The following is a 14,224-nucleotide window of genomic DNA, read 5'->3' as shown; positions in this document are numbered from 1 at the left end:
GGGCCGTCCGCCGAGGCTGCCCGGTCAGAGCACCCGGCCGCCGAAGGGGCCGCCGGTGCCGTGGACGCCGTTGCCGTAGTAGGTGCCGAGCCGTTCGCGGTAGGCGGGGTCGGCGAGGTGGATGTCGCGGTGGAAGGCGGGGGCCTTCTTGATCTGGCCCCGGGTCCGGTCGACGAAGACCTTGCGCTCGGCGGGGTCGACGCTCACGACGGTGCCCGCCGGCAGCAGGACCTCCTTGCCGAAGATCCAGGTGCCGGTGTCCACGACCAGGTAGGCGTCACCGGCTTCGTCGGAATGCCGGGCGACCTTGCCCACGCTCCCGTCGGTCGCCTCCACCCGGTAGCCGATCAGGTCGGCGCCCGCCGGGCGGCCCGCGGTCGACTTGTAGCTCCACACATGTTCGCTCACGTGAACCCCGCTCCTCCGGTCGGCGGCGAACGGCGACGGCCCGCGCCGCCGTTCGCCCGTCTCGGCCCTCGTGTTCCCGGCGCCGGGGGCTTCACACGTGCCGGACGGGGCGGGCGGACCGGGCGGGGCGGCGGTCAGACCTTGCGGACCACGCTGGACTTGAGCTGCATCGGGCCGAACCCCTCGATCTTGCAGTCGATGTCGTGGCCGTCGACACCGTCGACGAGGCGGATGTTGCGCACCTTGGTGCCCGCCTTGATCCCGCTCGTGCTGCCCTTGACCTTGAGTCCCTTGACGACCGTCACCGTGTCGCCGTCGGCCAGCACGTTGCCGACCGCGTCCTTGACCACCCGCTCGGCGGGGGCCGCGGCGCCCTCGTCGGAGACGGCCGGCCACTCGTGGCCGCATTCGGGGCAGACGAGGAGCGCGCCCATCTCGTAGGCGTAGGCGCCGGAGCACTCGGGGCAGGAGGGCAGGGGGGTGTCAGTCACCGGACCAGTGTATTTCAGGCCATACGCACCACCCCGCCCCGCCCCCGGCGGTGTGCCCAGTCACCCTCGACGGCATGTCCAGCCCCTTCCCCTACCCTTTCGGATCTGCACTGTGTTCGAACGAGGGAGCAGGCCATGACCACCCTGATCGTCTTCGACATCGACGGCACGCTGCTGCGCAGCGTCCCCGCCCACGTGGCCGCGTTCGTCGCGGCGCTCCGTGACAGCGGGCTCACCGAGATCGACTCCGACTGGGGCGGGTACACCCACCACACGGACTCGTGGATCTTCCGGGAGGTGTTCCGCAGCAACACGGGCCGGCTTCCCGACGAGGCGGAGACCAAGCGGTTCTCCGGCCTGCTGCACGAGCGGTTCACGGCCGCGACGGCCCGGGAGGGGGTCGAGCAGACCCCCGGGGCCGCCGCGTTCCTGCGGGCGCTGGAGGCGGACCCGGGGTACGCGGTGGCCTTCGCGACGGGCGCGATGCGCGAGGTCACCGAGTCCAAGCTGGCTCCCCTGGCGGTGACCGGGCCCGTGGTGACCGCGAACGAGCACGCCTTCCGCGAGCACCTGGTGCGCGAGGCCGTCCACCGGTCCGTCGAACGGGCCGGCGCCGCCTTCGACCGGGTGGTCTGCGTGGGTGACGGGCCGTGGGACGTACGGGCGGCGGTGGCGACCGGCAGCCAGTTCATCGGCATAGGCGCCTCGCCGGAGCCGTTCGGCGACTGGTTCCCGCGTACGCACCTGTTCGCCTCCTTCGACGAGGTCGACCCGGCGGCGGACTTCACCCTGCGCCCGCCCGCCGGCCGGGTGGCCGGGGAACCGGACGCGGACCGCGTGTTCGCCCCCCGACCGGCGTCCTGCCCCTGCTGGAGCTGACCGCCGTCGAGGAAGAGGACTCCGGGGGGGGACGGCACATAGTAGATGAACTCCCCTGTGGGGGTAGTGGAGTTCGGGCACGTCGAGGAACGGGCCGGTTGTCCGGCCGAGCCTTGATCGAACACCGCTGCGAGAGCAGGGAGTTTGTTCGTGGCGTCCACGCGGCGCCGGCAAGGGCCGGGGATCCACGCGCGTTCGCCGGGTTTCCCGTTATCACGAACGGCCGCGCCCGTGCGCCCGCGCGTGCGCGGCGAAACCGGCAACACGCCAATGCGCGGGAATTTTCCCATTCCTTCGCGGATATTTTGCACAACCGATACAACCCGGAGTGGGCCCGAGAAGTGAAACGCGTGTGCCTTCGGAGAAAACTGGGCGGCCGTCAGACCCAGGGACCCATGTCACCGAAAGCAGGACCGTCGCAGGTATCCGACCGACCGTTGCCCGCATCCGAACGCGGAGGTATCCCGATGTCCGTATCCAGGACCGTCTCGCGTAGTTGCCGAAAGTCGCACCGGCCCGTTCGCCGCATTCCAGGATCCCGCCTTCCCCGCGCCCTCTCGCTCCTCCTGCTCCTGACCGCCTCCGCCGTGGCCGGCCCCGCCTCCCCCGCCGACGCCGCGCCCTCGTACGGCGCCCGGGCCGTGGTCGTGGCCGCGTCCAAGGAGGGCGCCCCGTACGCGCACGGCGCCACCGGGCCCGCGCGCTTCGACTGCTCCGGCCTGACGCTCTACTCCTTCCGGCAGGCGGGCCGGGCGCTGCCCCGCACCGCGGAGCAGCAGTACGAACACACCGATCACATCCCCCGGGACCAACGGGTGCCGGGGGACCTGGTGTTCTTCCCCGACGGCTCCACCATGGGCCACGTCGGCATCTACGCCGGGGACGACAAGATCTGGCACGCCCCCAGACCCGGGACCCGCGTACGGCTCGAACGGATCTGGAGCGGCAACGTCCGCTACGGCCGCGCCTCGTGAGCGCACCACCGCCCCGGCTAGCGGCCGGACGGGTCGGCGCCCGCGGGCACCTCGTGGATCCGTCCGTCCACACCCGTCCGGTAGAGCCTGCCCGCCGGGAAGCCCCCGGCTCCGTGCCCATAGGTGATCTGGGTGGACAGGGGCAGGCCCGACTCCACCGCGCACAGGGACCCGCCCTCGGCCCGCCAGATCTGTCCCGCGACGTGGGTGGCGATCAGCGGGCGCCCGCGGCCGTCGAGGGTGAGCCCGTCGGGCAGCGCCAGGGCGTCCCCGGGCCCGGCCGAGAGCCACCGCCGCGGGTGCGCCGGATCGTCCACCGGGATCCGGTACAGGCCGGGAGCGACGGTCGTCTGGACCACGTAGACCTCGGAGCCGTCCGGGGACACGGCGATCCCGTTGGGCTGTCCCACCCGCGCCCAGGCGGGGTCGACGCGCCCGTCCGGGGTGACGCGGCCGATGGTCCGGGCGCCCAGGGTGGTGGTGTACACGGTGCCGTCGGGTGCGAGGGCGACCCCGTCGATCCCGCCCAGACCCGAGGCGTACGTGCTCACCGCGCCGGAATCCGGATCCACCAGCAGCAGCTTCGAGACCGGCAGGAGGCCGCCGGTGAGGGAGTGCGCGAGGTCGTTGCCCGTCCCGACGAGCAGCCGGCCGTCTCCCCGGACCACGATCCCGCCGTTGGCCCCGATGTCCCCGGTGAGGGCGACGGGGGCGCTGCCCGGGGCGTCGATGCGGTAGACCCGGCCGGTGTAGTACGCGGTGACGAACATCCGCCCATGTCCGTCGACGGCGATCGACTCGGCCCAGTCGGGGATGCGGGCCACCTCGACGGGCGGCTCGGCGCGGGTGGTGTCGCAGACCGGTGCCGCCTGGGCGGGGGCGGGCCCGAGGGCACCCGCCAGCGCGGCCAGCAGCGCCGCGGTCACGGCCACCCGGCCCCCGCGGCGGCGCGCCCGCGGGCCGGTTCGGAACGTGCGGATCGTCATCGTCGGTCCCCCTCCGTGATCAGGCTCCCTGCCCGGCGCAGTATCGGCCGCGGGGCCGGCCCGCACCACCCCTGCCCGCGGCCCGCGCCGCCGTCCTGGCCGGAAGCCGCCGGTGGCCGGGCGGCAGGTCCGACGCAGGGCCGGGCGCCCGGCCCGGCCCGGTGACCGCCCCGGCGGGCTCAGAGCCGGGCCGGCCCCGGGCTCAGCACCAGGGGACGCGGGTGTAGTTGTGCACGTAGCGGGCCGAAACCCAGCCCGGCTTGCCGTGCAGCCGGTACCAGATGTCGTTGCCCTCCACCCACGCGCCCTCGGTCTGGCAGGAGAGCCGGACCTTCTGCCACGGGTCGAGCACGCCGACCACGTGGGAGTGCGTGCTCGCGTGGGCCCGGACCTTGAGGCCGGCCGTGCTGACCACGAGCCCCTCGGCCGGCGACGACGTCGCCAGCGCGTTCCCGGCGAAGAGAGTGACGGCGGCCGCCGCCGCCGGGCCCGCCCACGCGATCCTCCTGAACATGCGCATCCGCGCCTCCCCATCTCCACGACCGACGTGCCGCGCACCGAGCACGGCACCGACCTCGACCCTGCGCCGCCGGGCCCCGTACGTCCGTACGGCGCACCGCACGGTCGCCCGATCGGCGGAGGGCCGGACCCGGTGATATGAGTGGGGGATGGCGCTGTCCGCTTCCCCCGACGACCGGGCCCGGCACGGCCGCGCGCAGCGCAAGCGGCTGCCGCGCTCGGCGCACGACCGGGTCCCCGGCGCCGACGCACGGCCGGACCCGGTCGCCGTGCTCGCGGAGCAGGGCACCGGCCGGCTGCCGGACCTGCTGCCGCTGCGGTACGCCCGGATGGCGGCGGGGCCCTTCCCGTTCCTGCGCGGCGCGGCGGCCGTGATGGCCGCCGACCTGGCGACGACGGCGGACAGCGGTCTGCGGGTGCAACTGTGCGGGGACGCCCACCTGCTGAACTTCGGGTTGTACGCCTCGCCCGAGCGTGCCCTGCTCTTCGACCTGAACGACTTCGACGAGACGCTCCCCGGACCCTTCGAGTGGGACGTCAAACGGCTGGCGGCGAGCGTGGCCGTGGCCGCCCGCGCGAACGGCCACGACGACACGGCCGCCGCGAGCGCCGCCGAGGCGTCCGCCGCCGCCTACCGGCGCAACATCCGCCGCCTCGCCGGGCTCGGTGAACTCGCCGTCTGGTACGAGCGGGTGGACACCGCGCAGGTGCTGCCCCTGGTGCGGCGCCGGCACCGCGAACGGGTCGCGGCGGGCCTGGAGCGCGCCCGCCGCCGCACCAGCCTCCAGGCCCTGGACAAGCTGACCGACGTCGTGGAGGGCCGGCCCCGGATCCGCTACGAGCCGCCGCTCCTGGAGTCGGTGGACGATCTGGACGCCGCGACCGTGCGGAGCGTGTTCGCCGACTACCGGGAGTCCCTCCCGGAGGAACGGCGCCTGCTGCTGGACCGGTTCGAGGTGGTGGACGTGGCCCGGAAGGTGGTGGGCGTCGGCAGTGTCGGAACCCGCTGCTTCGTGGTGCTGCTCACCGGCCGGGACTCCCGTGACCCCCTGTTCCTCCAGATCAAGGAGGCCGGACCGTCCGTGCTGGAGCCCCACGCCGGGGCGTCCGCGCACCGGCACGCGGGCCACCGGGTGGTGGCCGGGCAACGGCTGATCCAGGCGGCGGCGGACATCTTCCTCGGCTGGGCCACCGGCCCCGGCGGCCGGCACTTCTACTGGCGCCAGCTGCGCGACATGAAGGGCGCCGCCGACGTCGCCGGCATGGACCCGCTGATGCTGCACGAGTACGCGTCACTGTGCGGCCGGACCCTGGCCCGCGCCCACGCCCGGACCGGCGACCGGATCGCGATCGCCGGATACCTGGGCACCGGGGACGTCTTCGACCGGGCCGTCGCCCGCTTCGCGCTGGCCTACGCGGACCTGACGCTCGCCGACCACGCCGCGCTCACGGCCGCCCTGACCGACACCCCGACCCCCTCCCACGCCGCCCGCCCGTCCCCGAAGGGTTCGGGATGACCCGGTCCGGGTGACGTTTGCGCGCCGCGATCCCGGTCAGACGCGGGTCGTACGGTGTTCCCGTCCCCCAGGGAGTGATCAGCTGTGTCGAGCCAGGAGAAGGGCCGCGCCAAGGCCGAGCAGGCCAAGGGCAAGCTCAAGGAGACGGCGGGCCGCGCGGTGGGCAACGAGCGCCTCACGGCCGAGGGCCGCGCCGAGAAGGTGAAGGGCGACGCCCGCCAGGCCAAGGAGAAGATGAAGGACATGTTCAAGCGCTGACGCGCCGCGCCGGCGTCCGCCGCGGTCCCGGACCCTCGGGGGTCCGGGACCGCGGCGTTCCCCCACCCGCGCCCTCGGCCCCGCAGTCGGTCCCGCCCCCGGCCCGCACGGCCTCACGCGCCGTGACGCCGCGGTGACGATCCGGTCACGCAGGGTCGGCAGACTGCCGGTCAGCCGACACTGAGAGGGGGACCGGCCGTGCCCGTCAGCCCCACCTTCCCGGGTGTGTACATCCACGAGGTCAAGAGCGCCGTGCACACCATCACCGGGGTGCCGACGTCCGTGACCGCCTTCGCCGGGGCGGCCGTGCGCGGCCCGACCGACCGGCCCGTGCACATCACGAGCTTCGCCGACTACCAGCGGCTGTTCGGCGGGGTCGTCCCGCGCAGCCCGCTCGGGTACGCCGTCTACCAGTACTACGCCAACGGCGGGAGCGAGGCGGAGATCGTCCGGCTGGTCCACACCGGGGACGGCGACGACACGAAGAACGCCAAGGCCTCCACCCTCACGCTCGCGGGGTCGCGCACGGTCCCGCTCGTCGCGCGGGGCGAGGGCCTGTGGGGGGACTCCCTGTACGCGCGGGTCGACCACGACACCAGCGAGACGCCCGCGGCCGGCGCCCCCCGGACCCTGTACAACCTCACGGTCCTCGACAGGGGCACCGGCACGGTCGAGCGCCACCTCAACATCAGCTCCCACCCCGATGACCCCAACTCCCTCGACAAGGCCCTGAGTTCGTCCGCGCTCCTCACGGTTCCGGCGACGAACCCGGTCCTCGACGTGGTCCCCGCCGCACACGAGGCGATCACCCCGGCCGACCCCAGCCAGGACCCCTTCGACGAGGCCAAGCCCGCCCGCCACACGAAGGCGGGGGGCGGCGCGGACGGCTCCGCGCCCGCCCTGTCCGACTACCAGGGCGGCGCGAGCGGGCAGGCCGCGAAGACGGGCCTCTACCAGCTCCTGAAGACGGACATCTTCAACCTGCTCTGCCTGCCCGGCGCCCCGCAGTCCGCACTGGCGCCCGCGGCGGCCCTGTGCGCGGACCGGCGCGCGATGCTGATCGTCGATCCGCCGGCCTCCTGGACGGGCATCGAGGCCGCCGTCAACGGGATGACCACTCCCCCGGTGACGGGCGACGCGGCGAAGAACGCCGTCGTCTACTTCCCCCCGCTGGTCATCCCCGACCCGGCGGCGGGCGGGGTCCCCGTCACGGTCCCGCCGTGCGGCACGGTGGCCGGGGTCATGGCCCGCACCGACGTACAGCGCGGCGTGTGGAAGGCCCCGGCCGGCACCGACGCCTCCCTCGCCGGAGTGAGCGGACCGGCGCTGGCCATGACCGACCTGGAGAACGGCCGGCTCAACCAGCTCGGGGTGAACTGCCTGCGCTCCTTCCCCGTACTCGGTCCGCTGGTGTGGGGTGCGCGGACGCTGCGGGGCGCGGACCGGCTGGCCGACGAGTGGAAGTACCTGCCGGTGCGCCGGTTCGCGCTGTTCGTCGAGGAGAGCCTCTACCGCGGCACCCAGTGGGTGGTCTTCGAGCCGAACGACGAACCGCTGTGGGCCTCGATCCGGCTGAACGTGGGCGCGTTCATGAACGGCCTTTTCCGGCAGGGGGCGTTGCAGGGCACGACGGCCCGGGAGGCCTACCTCGTCAAGTGCGACCGCGAGAACAACCCGCAGAACGACATCGACCGGGGCATCGTCAACATCGTCGTCGGCTTCGCGCCGCTCAAACCGGCCGAGTTCGTGATCATCCACATCGAGCAGCTCGCCGGGCAGCTGCAGGTCTGAGGAGCGAGACGATGGCAACCACCGCGCGGGTCGACCCGCTCAAGAACTTCCGCTTCCGCGTCCGTTACAGCGACAGCACCGTGCCGTTCATCGGGGTCCACAAGGTGTCCGGGATGAAGCGCACCGTGGAGGTGGTCAAGCACCGCGACGGGGGTGCCCCCACCAACAGCTCCAAACTGCCGGGGCGGGTGGAGTTCGACCCGATCGTCCTCGAACGCGGGGTCACCGTGAACGCCCTCGAATTCGAGAAGTGGGCGAACAAGACCTGGAGTTACGCCAACGCGGCCGGCGGCCGGGAGACCTCCCTCAAGGACTTCCGGCGCGACCTGGTCATCGACGTGCACGACGAGACCGGCCAGAAGGTGCTCTCCTACCACGTGTTCAACTGCTGGGTGTCGGAGTACCAGCCGTTCTCGGACCTCGACGCGAACGCGAACGCGGTGCTCGTCCAGCACATCCGTCTGGAGAACGAGGGATGGGTGCGGGACATCGCCCTGCCGCCCGCGGCCGAGGTCTCCTTCGACGACCCGGCGGTGTGAAGGTGGCCGCACTCACTCGGGAACGGCTCCTGCGCGGCTGGGAGGAAGGGCTCGGCCGGGGGCGCGTGGCGCGCGCGGTGGCGCTCGCCGCCGCCGCGGGCGGGCACTCCTTCGCCGAGGCCTGCGACCTGCCGCTCGGCGCGCGCGACGCGCTCCTCGTGGGACTGCGGGACGCGTGCGTCCGCGGCGACGTACAGGCCCTGGCCGACTGTCCCGCCTGCGGGGAGGAACTCGACGTGGCCGTGCCGCTCTCGGACCTGGACCGTCGCGGGGAGGCCGTGCCGGGCGAAGTCGCCGTCGGGGGGCGGCGCGTCGGGTTCCGGGCGCTGACGAGCCGGGACGTACTGGCGGCGGAGGCGGCCGGGCCGACCCGCGCCGCAGCGCGGCGGTGCCTGGTCGGCCGGTGCGTGCTCGCGGTCGACGGGGAGGCGGTGGAGGGTGAGGCCGTGGACGCGCTGGACGACGAGGTGCTCGACGCCGTCGCCGCCGCGCTGCCCGCCGTGGATCCGGGGGCGGACATCCGGCTCGACCTGACCTGCGCCCTGTGCGGGCACGGCTGGGCCGCCCCGTTCGACGTCGCGGCGCACCTGTGGGCCGACGTCGACGCGTGCGCGCGGGGTCTGCTGGGCGAGGTGCACGCGCTGGCCCGGGCGTACGGGTGGCGCGAGGAGGAGGTCCTCGCGCTCAGCGCGGCCCGGCGCCGCTTCTACCTGGAGGCGGTCGGGGCATGAGCGACTTCGTCGACCGCGTCCTGGGGCTCCCCGATCCCTCGGCGGTCCGGCCCCGGCCCCCCTCGTTCCTCGACCTGCCGCCGGTGTTCGATCCGCCGCCGCCCGGTGCGGGGTCCGAGGAGCCCGCGGCCGGATCCCGGCCGTCTGCGGACGCGGGTACGACGGAGGGCGCCCGGGTGGCCCGTACGGGTCCGGCCGTCCCGGCGGCTCCCGTCCGGGTTCCGGCCCCGTACGCCCCCGCCGCGCCCGGTGCGTCCGTACGGGGCGGGCTCCCCGGCCCCGGGCGCGGGCTGCCTTCCGGCCCGGCGGAGGCCGCGCCGCGGGCGGCCGGCACCGGTCCCGGCCCCTCGCCCGCCGCCGCGGGGGCCGCACCCCGCCCGGACGGGCCGGACCTGACCGCCGGGTCCGGCGCTCCGGTGGCGGCCCGGCCCGGCCGCCCCCCGGCTGCGGCCGCGCAACCCCGCGCCGCGGCCGGGCCGGGACAAGTCCCGGAACCCGCTTACGGATACGGATACCGGTCCGGTGAGGCGTACGGCGGGCCGCGGGCCGGCCGGGGGCGGGAACCGGACGGGTCCGCCGCCGGGCCGGTGCCCGGGGAGACCACCGTCCACATCACCATCGGCCGGCTGGAGGTCCGATCGGGGCCGCCGCGGCCCGCGTCCCCCGACCCGGCCCCCGCAGTCCGCAGGCCGCCGCGCGCGCCGGCCGTCCCCCTGGAGGACTACCTGCGGCGGCGCTCGGGCGGTGGCCGATGAGCGACGCGCGGGCCATCGAGGCGGTCACCGAAACCCTGCGGGCCCTGGTGGACGACGGCGTCAAGGGCGTCCTGCCGGGCGCCACTGCCGTGGCCCGGCCCCTGGACCAGGTCAACCCGACCGCCCAGGAGGCCCAGGTCAACCTGTTCCTCTACCAGACCGGCATGGCCGCGGAGCTGCGCAACGCACCGCCGCCGGACCTGCTCCCCGGCGAGGACGCGGAGCCCGCGCTGCCCCTCGTCCTGCGCTACCTCCTCACCCCCTTCGTACCCGACGGCAACGACCTCGTGGCGCACCGGCTGCTGGGCGGCGCCCTCCAGGCACTGCACACCCGGCCGCTGCTGACCCGCGCGGAACTGGCCCAGAGCGCCCCGTACAGCGATCTCGCCCGGCAGGTGGACAGCGTCCGCATCACCTGGCACGCCTTCGAGGAGAAGGACATCTACTCCCTCTGGAGCGTCTTCCAGACCCCGTACCGGCTGACCACGGCCTTCGAGGTGCGGGCGGTCCTCATCGATTCCCGGCGTCCGGCGCGCACGCCGGTGCCGGTGCTCAGCCGCGGCAGCGACGGCCGCGGTCCCCGGGCGAGCGCCGACGTCCGCCCGACGACGCCGAGGGTCGACGCCGTGGTCTGCCCCGGGGGGCAGCCCGCCGCCCGTGCGGGTGAGCGCATCGAGCTGCGCGGGGCGAACCTGGGCGGGGTGAGCGCCGTCCGGCTCACCCATCTGGGCTCCGACGCCACCCTGGTCGTCCCGGTCCCGGCACCCGCGCCCGGCGGCCCGCCGCGCCCGTCCGGGACCCTGGCCCTCACCCTGCCCGCGGGGCTCCCGGCGGGCGTGTGCGCGGTGACGCTGCTGGCCGGGACGCCGCCCGCCGAACTCCCCGTCGGACCCTGGTACATGGCCCTCGCACCGCGGATCACCAGCCCGCTGCCGGCCACCGCCGTGCGGGACGCGGCGGGGGACGCGGAGGTGGTCGTGAACGCCGATCCGCCGTTCGCCGAGGGGCAGCGGGTGTTCCTGCTGCTGGGCGGCGACGCCCACGCGGCAGGCTCGCTCGCCGGGCACACGGCCCGGTTCACGCTCCGCCGGGCCCGGCCGGGCGGGTACCCGGTGCGGCTGCGGGTGGACGGCGTCGACAGCCTCCTCGTCCTGGACCGCGCCGCGAACCCGCCGGCGTACGACCCCTCCCAGCGGCTGACGGTGATCTGATGCACGCGACCGACGACGCCAACGCGCGCTTCCTGACCGCCTCCCTGGACTGGCTGGGCCTGGTGCTCCGCCGCCACGCGCAGGAGCGGGCGGTGCCCGGCCACCCGGCCCTCCCGCCCTCCGGACCCGCCACCGAGCCGGCCGCCGGACCGGCCCCCGGAGGCGCGGCCGACCCGGCGGGTTCCGAGGGCGGGAGGGCCGGGTGGCTCCGGCGCCGGGCTGCCGACCCGCCGCGGACCGCCGGGGAGCGTACGGAATCCGGCCGCCCCGCGCCCGCCGCCGCGGACCGCCCCGCCGAGGGCACGGGCGCCCGGGAGCTGGCGGCCGCCGCGGCACGGATCGCGGAGGCGGAGGCCGCCGTGCCGGCGCCGCCCCTGGTCGCGCTGGCCCGACGCCTGGGGCTGAGCCGCTTCGAGCGGGACGTGCTGCTGATGTGCCTGGCCGAGGAGCTGTCCCCTTCCACGGGTGCGCTGTTCGCGGCCGCGCACGGGGTCGGGTCGATGGCCCACCCCACCTTCGGGCTGGCGCTCGCGGTCCTGCCCGACCCCTCCTGGGAGGCGCTGTCCGCGCACGGACCGCTGCGGTACTGGGGGCTCGTCGAGATCAGCCACACGGCCGGGTCCGCGCTCGTGACCAGCCCGGTCCGCGCGGACGAGCGGATCGTGGACCACGTCAAGGGCCTGGACCACCTCGACGAACGGCTGCGCGTGCTGGTCACCCCGCTCCCGTCCGAGTCGCCCGCCGCGCTGCCCGCCTCCCAGCGGGCCGCCGCCGACCGGTGCGCGCAGGCCTGGGAGCTGTTCCCGGCGCCGGTCCTGCACCTGGTCGGCGCACAGCCGGGCAGCAAGCGGCTGGTCGCCGCCGGGGCGGCCGCCTCCCGCGGGCTGACGGCGTACCGGCTGCCGGTCGCGCTGCTGCCGGAGCGGGCGGCGGACGCCGACCGGCTGGCGCGGCTGTGGGAACGGGAGGCCGCCCTGACTCCCGTGGCGCTGTACGTGGACGCGGACGACGGCGCCCACGGCGGGTACGACCCCTCGGCCGTCGGGCGCTTCCTCTCGCGGACCCGGGCCCCCGTGTTCTTCGGTTCCCGGGACGCGGGCGCCGACCTCGGGCGCACGGCCCTGATCGTGGATGTCGCGCCGCCCACCCCGCGCGAGCGCGCCGAGGCCTGGCGGGACGTGCTCGGTCCGGCGGCCCGCTCCGTCCCCGTGGACCTCCTCGCGCGGCAGTTCGCCCTGGACCTGCCCGAGATCGCGGAGGTGGCCGCGGTGCACGGCGCCGACCGGGCCTGGGACGCCTGCCTGGACCGCGGCCGGCCCCGCCTCGACGGTCTGGCCCAGCGGTTGCGCCCGGAGGCCGGCTGGGACGACATCGTGCTGCCCGAACGGGCCGGAGCGCAGCTGCGGCGGATCGCCGACCAGGTGGCCCGGCAGGAAACGGTGTACGACACCTGGGGTTTCGGCGAGCGGCGTACCCGGGGCCTCGGCGTGACCGCGCTGTTCACGGGCCCCAGCGGCACCGGCAAGACGATGGCCGCCGAGGTGCTGGCCGCGGAGCTGGGCCTCGACCTGTACCGCACGGACCTGTCGGCCGTCATGAGCAAGTACATCGGCGAGACGGAGAAGAACCTGCGCCGGCTGTTCGACGCGGCCGAGGCGGGTGGTGCGGTGCTGTTCCTGGACGAGGCCGAGGCGCTGCTGGGCACGCGCAGCGAGGTGAAGGACGCCCACGACCGGTACGCGAACGTCCAGGTCGACTACCTGCTCCAGCGGCTGGAGTCGCACCGGGGGCTCACGATCATGGCGACCAACATGCGGGCGGCGCTGGACGCGGCGCTCGTGCGGCGGCTGCGGTTCGTCGTCGAGTTCCCGTTCCCGGACGTGGCGCAGCGCCGGGAGATCTGGCGCAGGGCCTTCCCGGAGCACGCGCCGGGCCGTGACGGCCTGGACTACGAGCGGCTCGCGCGGCTCGACGTGAGCGGTGCCATGGCCCGCACCATCGCGCTCAACTCGGCGTTCCTGGCCGCGGCGGACGGGGGCCGGATCACCATGCCGCTCGTCCTGCGCGCGGCGCGGGAGGAGTTCCACAAGCTCCAGCAGCCCGTGCGGGAGCGGGACTTCGTCTGGCCCGGTCCGGTGGTCGTGCAGCGTGAGGGGGCGTCGTCATGAGGGTGGAGGTGCACATCGGGCGGCTGGTCGTGGAGTGGGCGGAGACGGGTACGGGTACCGGCGAGGTGCTCGCGGGGCGCGGGGAGGCGTTCGCGGCGGCGCTGCGCGAGGAGCTGGCCGCGCTGTGCGCGGCGGGCGGTACGGCGGGGGCGTGGATCCCGCGCGAGGTCCGGTCGCTGGTGGTCGCCCCGGTACCGTCCGGGGGCGCGGGCGGGGCGCGGGACGCGGGCAGGGCGGTGGCCCGGTCGGTGCACGCGGCCCTCGCGCCGGGCGCGCCTTCGGACCCGGGCCCGGCCACGGGCGGCGGCGGGGACCTGGCCGGCGACGGACGGGGGCGGTCATGACGGGGTTCCCCGGAGTGCCCCGGGTGGTCCGCGGCGGGTTCGTGCTGCTCGATCCGGACACGGGCCGCCCCGTGCGGACGGTGGCGTTCCAGTTCAATCCGGATTCGCTCACCCGGACCGTGCAGCCGCAGGGCATCGGACCCGAGCCCGGGGACCGGCTGGAGGCCCAGCGGCTCAAGGGCCCACCGCACGAGACGTACAGGTTCGACGCGGAGTTCGACGCCACCGAGCAGCTCGACGCCCCCGACGCCCATCCGGTGGAGGCCCGCAACGGTCTGTTCCCGGTACTGGCCGCCCTGGAGAGCGCCCTGCACCCGGGCGTGGCCCAGCTCCTCGCCGAGGACCGGATGGCCGCCCTGGGGATGATCGAGGTCGCGCCCGTGGAGGCTCCGCTGACGGTGCTCGTGCTCGGGCGCAGCAGGGTCCTGCCCGTGCGGATCACGGAGTTCACGGTGGCCGAGGAGGCCTTCGACCCGGACCTGAACCCGATCCGGGCCAAGGTCTCGGTCGGCGCGCGGGTGCTGACCGTCGACGACCTCGGCTTCCGCCACAAGGGCGGCCTGCTCTACCTCCAGCACCAGCAGGCCCGCGAGCGTTTCGCGGGGCTCGTGCCCCGCACCCCGTCCGATCTCGGCCTGCCGAGTCTGTGAAGG

The 14,224-nt window shown here is 75.2% G+C and carries 16 protein-coding genes; 12 read left to right on the top strand and 4 right to left on the bottom strand.

Annotation, left to right across the window (positions count from 1 at the left end; genetic code table 11):
• Positions 1 to 24: 24 nt before the first annotated feature.
• Positions 25 to 408, bottom strand: coding sequence for a PRC-barrel domain-containing protein (locus tag SLAV_RS34900; RefSeq protein WP_037687349.1), 384 nt, complete (start codon positions 406 to 408; stop codon positions 25 to 27).
• Between the two features lie 134 nt (positions 409 to 542).
• Complete coding sequence (locus tag SLAV_RS34895; protein ID WP_030230037.1) at positions 543 to 899, bottom strand: zinc ribbon domain-containing protein YjdM; 357 nt, start codon at positions 897 to 899, stop codon at positions 543 to 545.
• Between the two features lie 135 nt (positions 900 to 1,034).
• Here SLAV_RS34895 and SLAV_RS34890 point away from each other — a divergent pair, with 135 nt between their 5' ends.
• Complete coding sequence (locus SLAV_RS34890) at positions 1,035 to 1,778, top strand: HAD family hydrolase (RefSeq protein WP_030230036.1); 744 nt, start codon at positions 1,035 to 1,037, stop codon at positions 1,776 to 1,778.
• A gap of 587 nt (positions 1,779 to 2,365) precedes the next feature.
• Positions 2,366 to 2,752, top strand: a complete 387-nt coding sequence (locus SLAV_RS34885; RefSeq protein WP_391284255.1) for a C40 family peptidase — start codon at positions 2,366 to 2,368, stop codon at positions 2,750 to 2,752.
• 17 nt (positions 2,753 to 2,769) lie between these two features.
• Here SLAV_RS34885 and SLAV_RS34880 read toward each other — a convergent pair whose 3' ends face one another.
• A complete protein-coding gene (locus tag SLAV_RS34880) occupies positions 2,770 to 3,738 on the bottom strand; it encodes an SMP-30/gluconolactonase/LRE family protein (RefSeq protein WP_051840947.1) in 969 nt (322 codons plus the stop codon).
• A gap of 202 nt (positions 3,739 to 3,940) precedes the next feature.
• On the bottom strand, positions 3,941 to 4,258 hold the full coding sequence (locus SLAV_RS34875) for an SH3 domain-containing protein (RefSeq protein WP_051840946.1): 318 nt from the start codon (positions 4,256 to 4,258) through the stop codon (positions 3,941 to 3,943).
• A 148-nt stretch (positions 4,259 to 4,406) separates the two neighbouring features.
• On the opposite strand from SLAV_RS34875, the gene SLAV_RS34870 reads away from it, so the two are divergent.
• From SLAV_RS34870 to SLAV_RS34830, 10 genes are all read left to right on the top strand, one after another.
• Positions 4,407 to 5,774, top strand: coding sequence for a DUF2252 domain-containing protein (locus SLAV_RS34870; protein WP_051840944.1), 1,368 nt, complete (start codon positions 4,407 to 4,409; stop codon positions 5,772 to 5,774).
• 84 nt (positions 5,775 to 5,858) lie between these two features.
• Positions 5,859 to 6,032, top strand: coding sequence for a CsbD family protein (locus tag SLAV_RS34865; RefSeq protein ID WP_078950335.1), 174 nt, complete (start codon positions 5,859 to 5,861; stop codon positions 6,030 to 6,032).
• Between the two features lie 198 nt (positions 6,033 to 6,230).
• Positions 6,231 to 7,823 (top strand): phage tail sheath family protein, encoded by a 1,593-nt coding sequence (locus SLAV_RS34860; protein WP_030230031.1) that lies wholly within the window; start codon positions 6,231 to 6,233, stop codon positions 7,821 to 7,823.
• Positions 7,824 to 7,834: 11 nt separating this feature from the next.
• Positions 7,835 to 8,362 (top strand): phage tail protein, encoded by a 528-nt coding sequence (locus SLAV_RS34855; RefSeq protein WP_030230030.1) that lies wholly within the window; start codon positions 7,835 to 7,837, stop codon positions 8,360 to 8,362.
• A 2-nt stretch (positions 8,363 to 8,364) separates the two neighbouring features.
• A complete protein-coding gene (locus tag SLAV_RS34850; RefSeq protein ID WP_030230029.1) occupies positions 8,365 to 9,093 on the top strand; it encodes a hypothetical protein in 729 nt (242 codons plus the stop codon).
• A complete protein-coding gene (locus SLAV_RS34845) occupies positions 9,090 to 9,848 on the top strand; it encodes a hypothetical protein (RefSeq protein ID WP_037687347.1) in 759 nt (252 codons plus the stop codon). The genes SLAV_RS34850 and SLAV_RS34845 overlap by 4 nt, the downstream gene beginning before the upstream one ends.
• On the top strand, positions 9,845 to 11,059 hold the full coding sequence (locus SLAV_RS34840) for a Pvc16 family protein (protein WP_030230028.1): 1,215 nt from the start codon (positions 9,845 to 9,847) through the stop codon (positions 11,057 to 11,059). The genes SLAV_RS34845 and SLAV_RS34840 overlap by 4 nt, the downstream gene beginning before the upstream one ends.
• Complete coding sequence (locus tag SLAV_RS34835; protein WP_030230027.1) at positions 11,059 to 13,227, top strand: AAA family ATPase; 2,169 nt, start codon at positions 11,059 to 11,061, stop codon at positions 13,225 to 13,227. Before SLAV_RS34840 ends, SLAV_RS34835 begins: the two co-directional genes overlap by 1 nt.
• Positions 13,224 to 13,571, top strand: a complete 348-nt coding sequence (locus SLAV_RS41215; protein WP_158740666.1) for a hypothetical protein — start codon at positions 13,224 to 13,226, stop codon at positions 13,569 to 13,571. Before SLAV_RS34835 ends, SLAV_RS41215 begins: the two co-directional genes overlap by 4 nt.
• Positions 13,568 to 14,221 carry a hypothetical protein gene (locus tag SLAV_RS34830; protein WP_030230025.1) on the top strand — a complete coding sequence of 218 codons (654 nt, stop codon included), beginning with the start codon at positions 13,568 to 13,570 and terminating at the stop codon, positions 14,219 to 14,221. Before SLAV_RS41215 ends, SLAV_RS34830 begins: the two co-directional genes overlap by 4 nt.
• The last annotated feature ends 3 nt before the right edge of the window (positions 14,222 to 14,224 follow it).

It is taken from the genome of Streptomyces lavendulae subsp. lavendulae (assembly GCF_002803845.1).
Classification (GTDB): domain Bacteria; phylum Actinomycetota; class Actinomycetes; order Streptomycetales; family Streptomycetaceae; genus Streptomyces; species Streptomyces lavendulae.
Note: the sequence above shows the minus strand (reverse complement) of the source record. Positions and strands in the feature narration are given on the sequence as shown.

Excerpts from the sequence above, each read along its gene's own strand:
- SLAV_RS34890 (WP_030230036.1), top strand. The coding sequence starts at position 1,035 with ATGACCACCCTGATCGTCTTCGACATCGACGGCACGCTGCTGCGCAGC.
- SLAV_RS34880 (WP_051840947.1), bottom strand. The coding sequence starts at position 3,738 with ATGACGATCCGCACGTTCCGAACCGGCCCGCGGGCGCGCCGCCGCGGG.
- SLAV_RS34875 (WP_051840946.1), bottom strand. The coding sequence starts at position 4,258 with ATGCGCATGTTCAGGAGGATCGCGTGGGCGGGCCCGGCGGCGGCGGCC.
- SLAV_RS34870 (WP_051840944.1), top strand. The coding sequence starts at position 4,407 with ATGGCGCTGTCCGCTTCCCCCGACGACCGGGCCCGGCACGGCCGCGCG.
- SLAV_RS34855 (WP_030230030.1), top strand. The coding sequence starts at position 7,835 with ATGGCAACCACCGCGCGGGTCGACCCGCTCAAGAACTTCCGCTTCCGC.
- SLAV_RS34845 (WP_037687347.1), top strand. The coding sequence starts at position 9,090 with ATGAGCGACTTCGTCGACCGCGTCCTGGGGCTCCCCGATCCCTCGGCG.
- SLAV_RS34840 (WP_030230028.1), top strand. The coding sequence starts at position 9,845 with ATGAGCGACGCGCGGGCCATCGAGGCGGTCACCGAAACCCTGCGGGCC.
- SLAV_RS34835 (WP_030230027.1), top strand. The coding sequence starts at position 11,059 with ATGCACGCGACCGACGACGCCAACGCGCGCTTCCTGACCGCCTCCCTG.
- SLAV_RS41215 (WP_158740666.1), top strand. The coding sequence starts at position 13,224 with ATGAGGGTGGAGGTGCACATCGGGCGGCTGGTCGTGGAGTGGGCGGAG.
- SLAV_RS34830 (WP_030230025.1), top strand. The coding sequence starts at position 13,568 with ATGACGGGGTTCCCCGGAGTGCCCCGGGTGGTCCGCGGCGGGTTCGTG.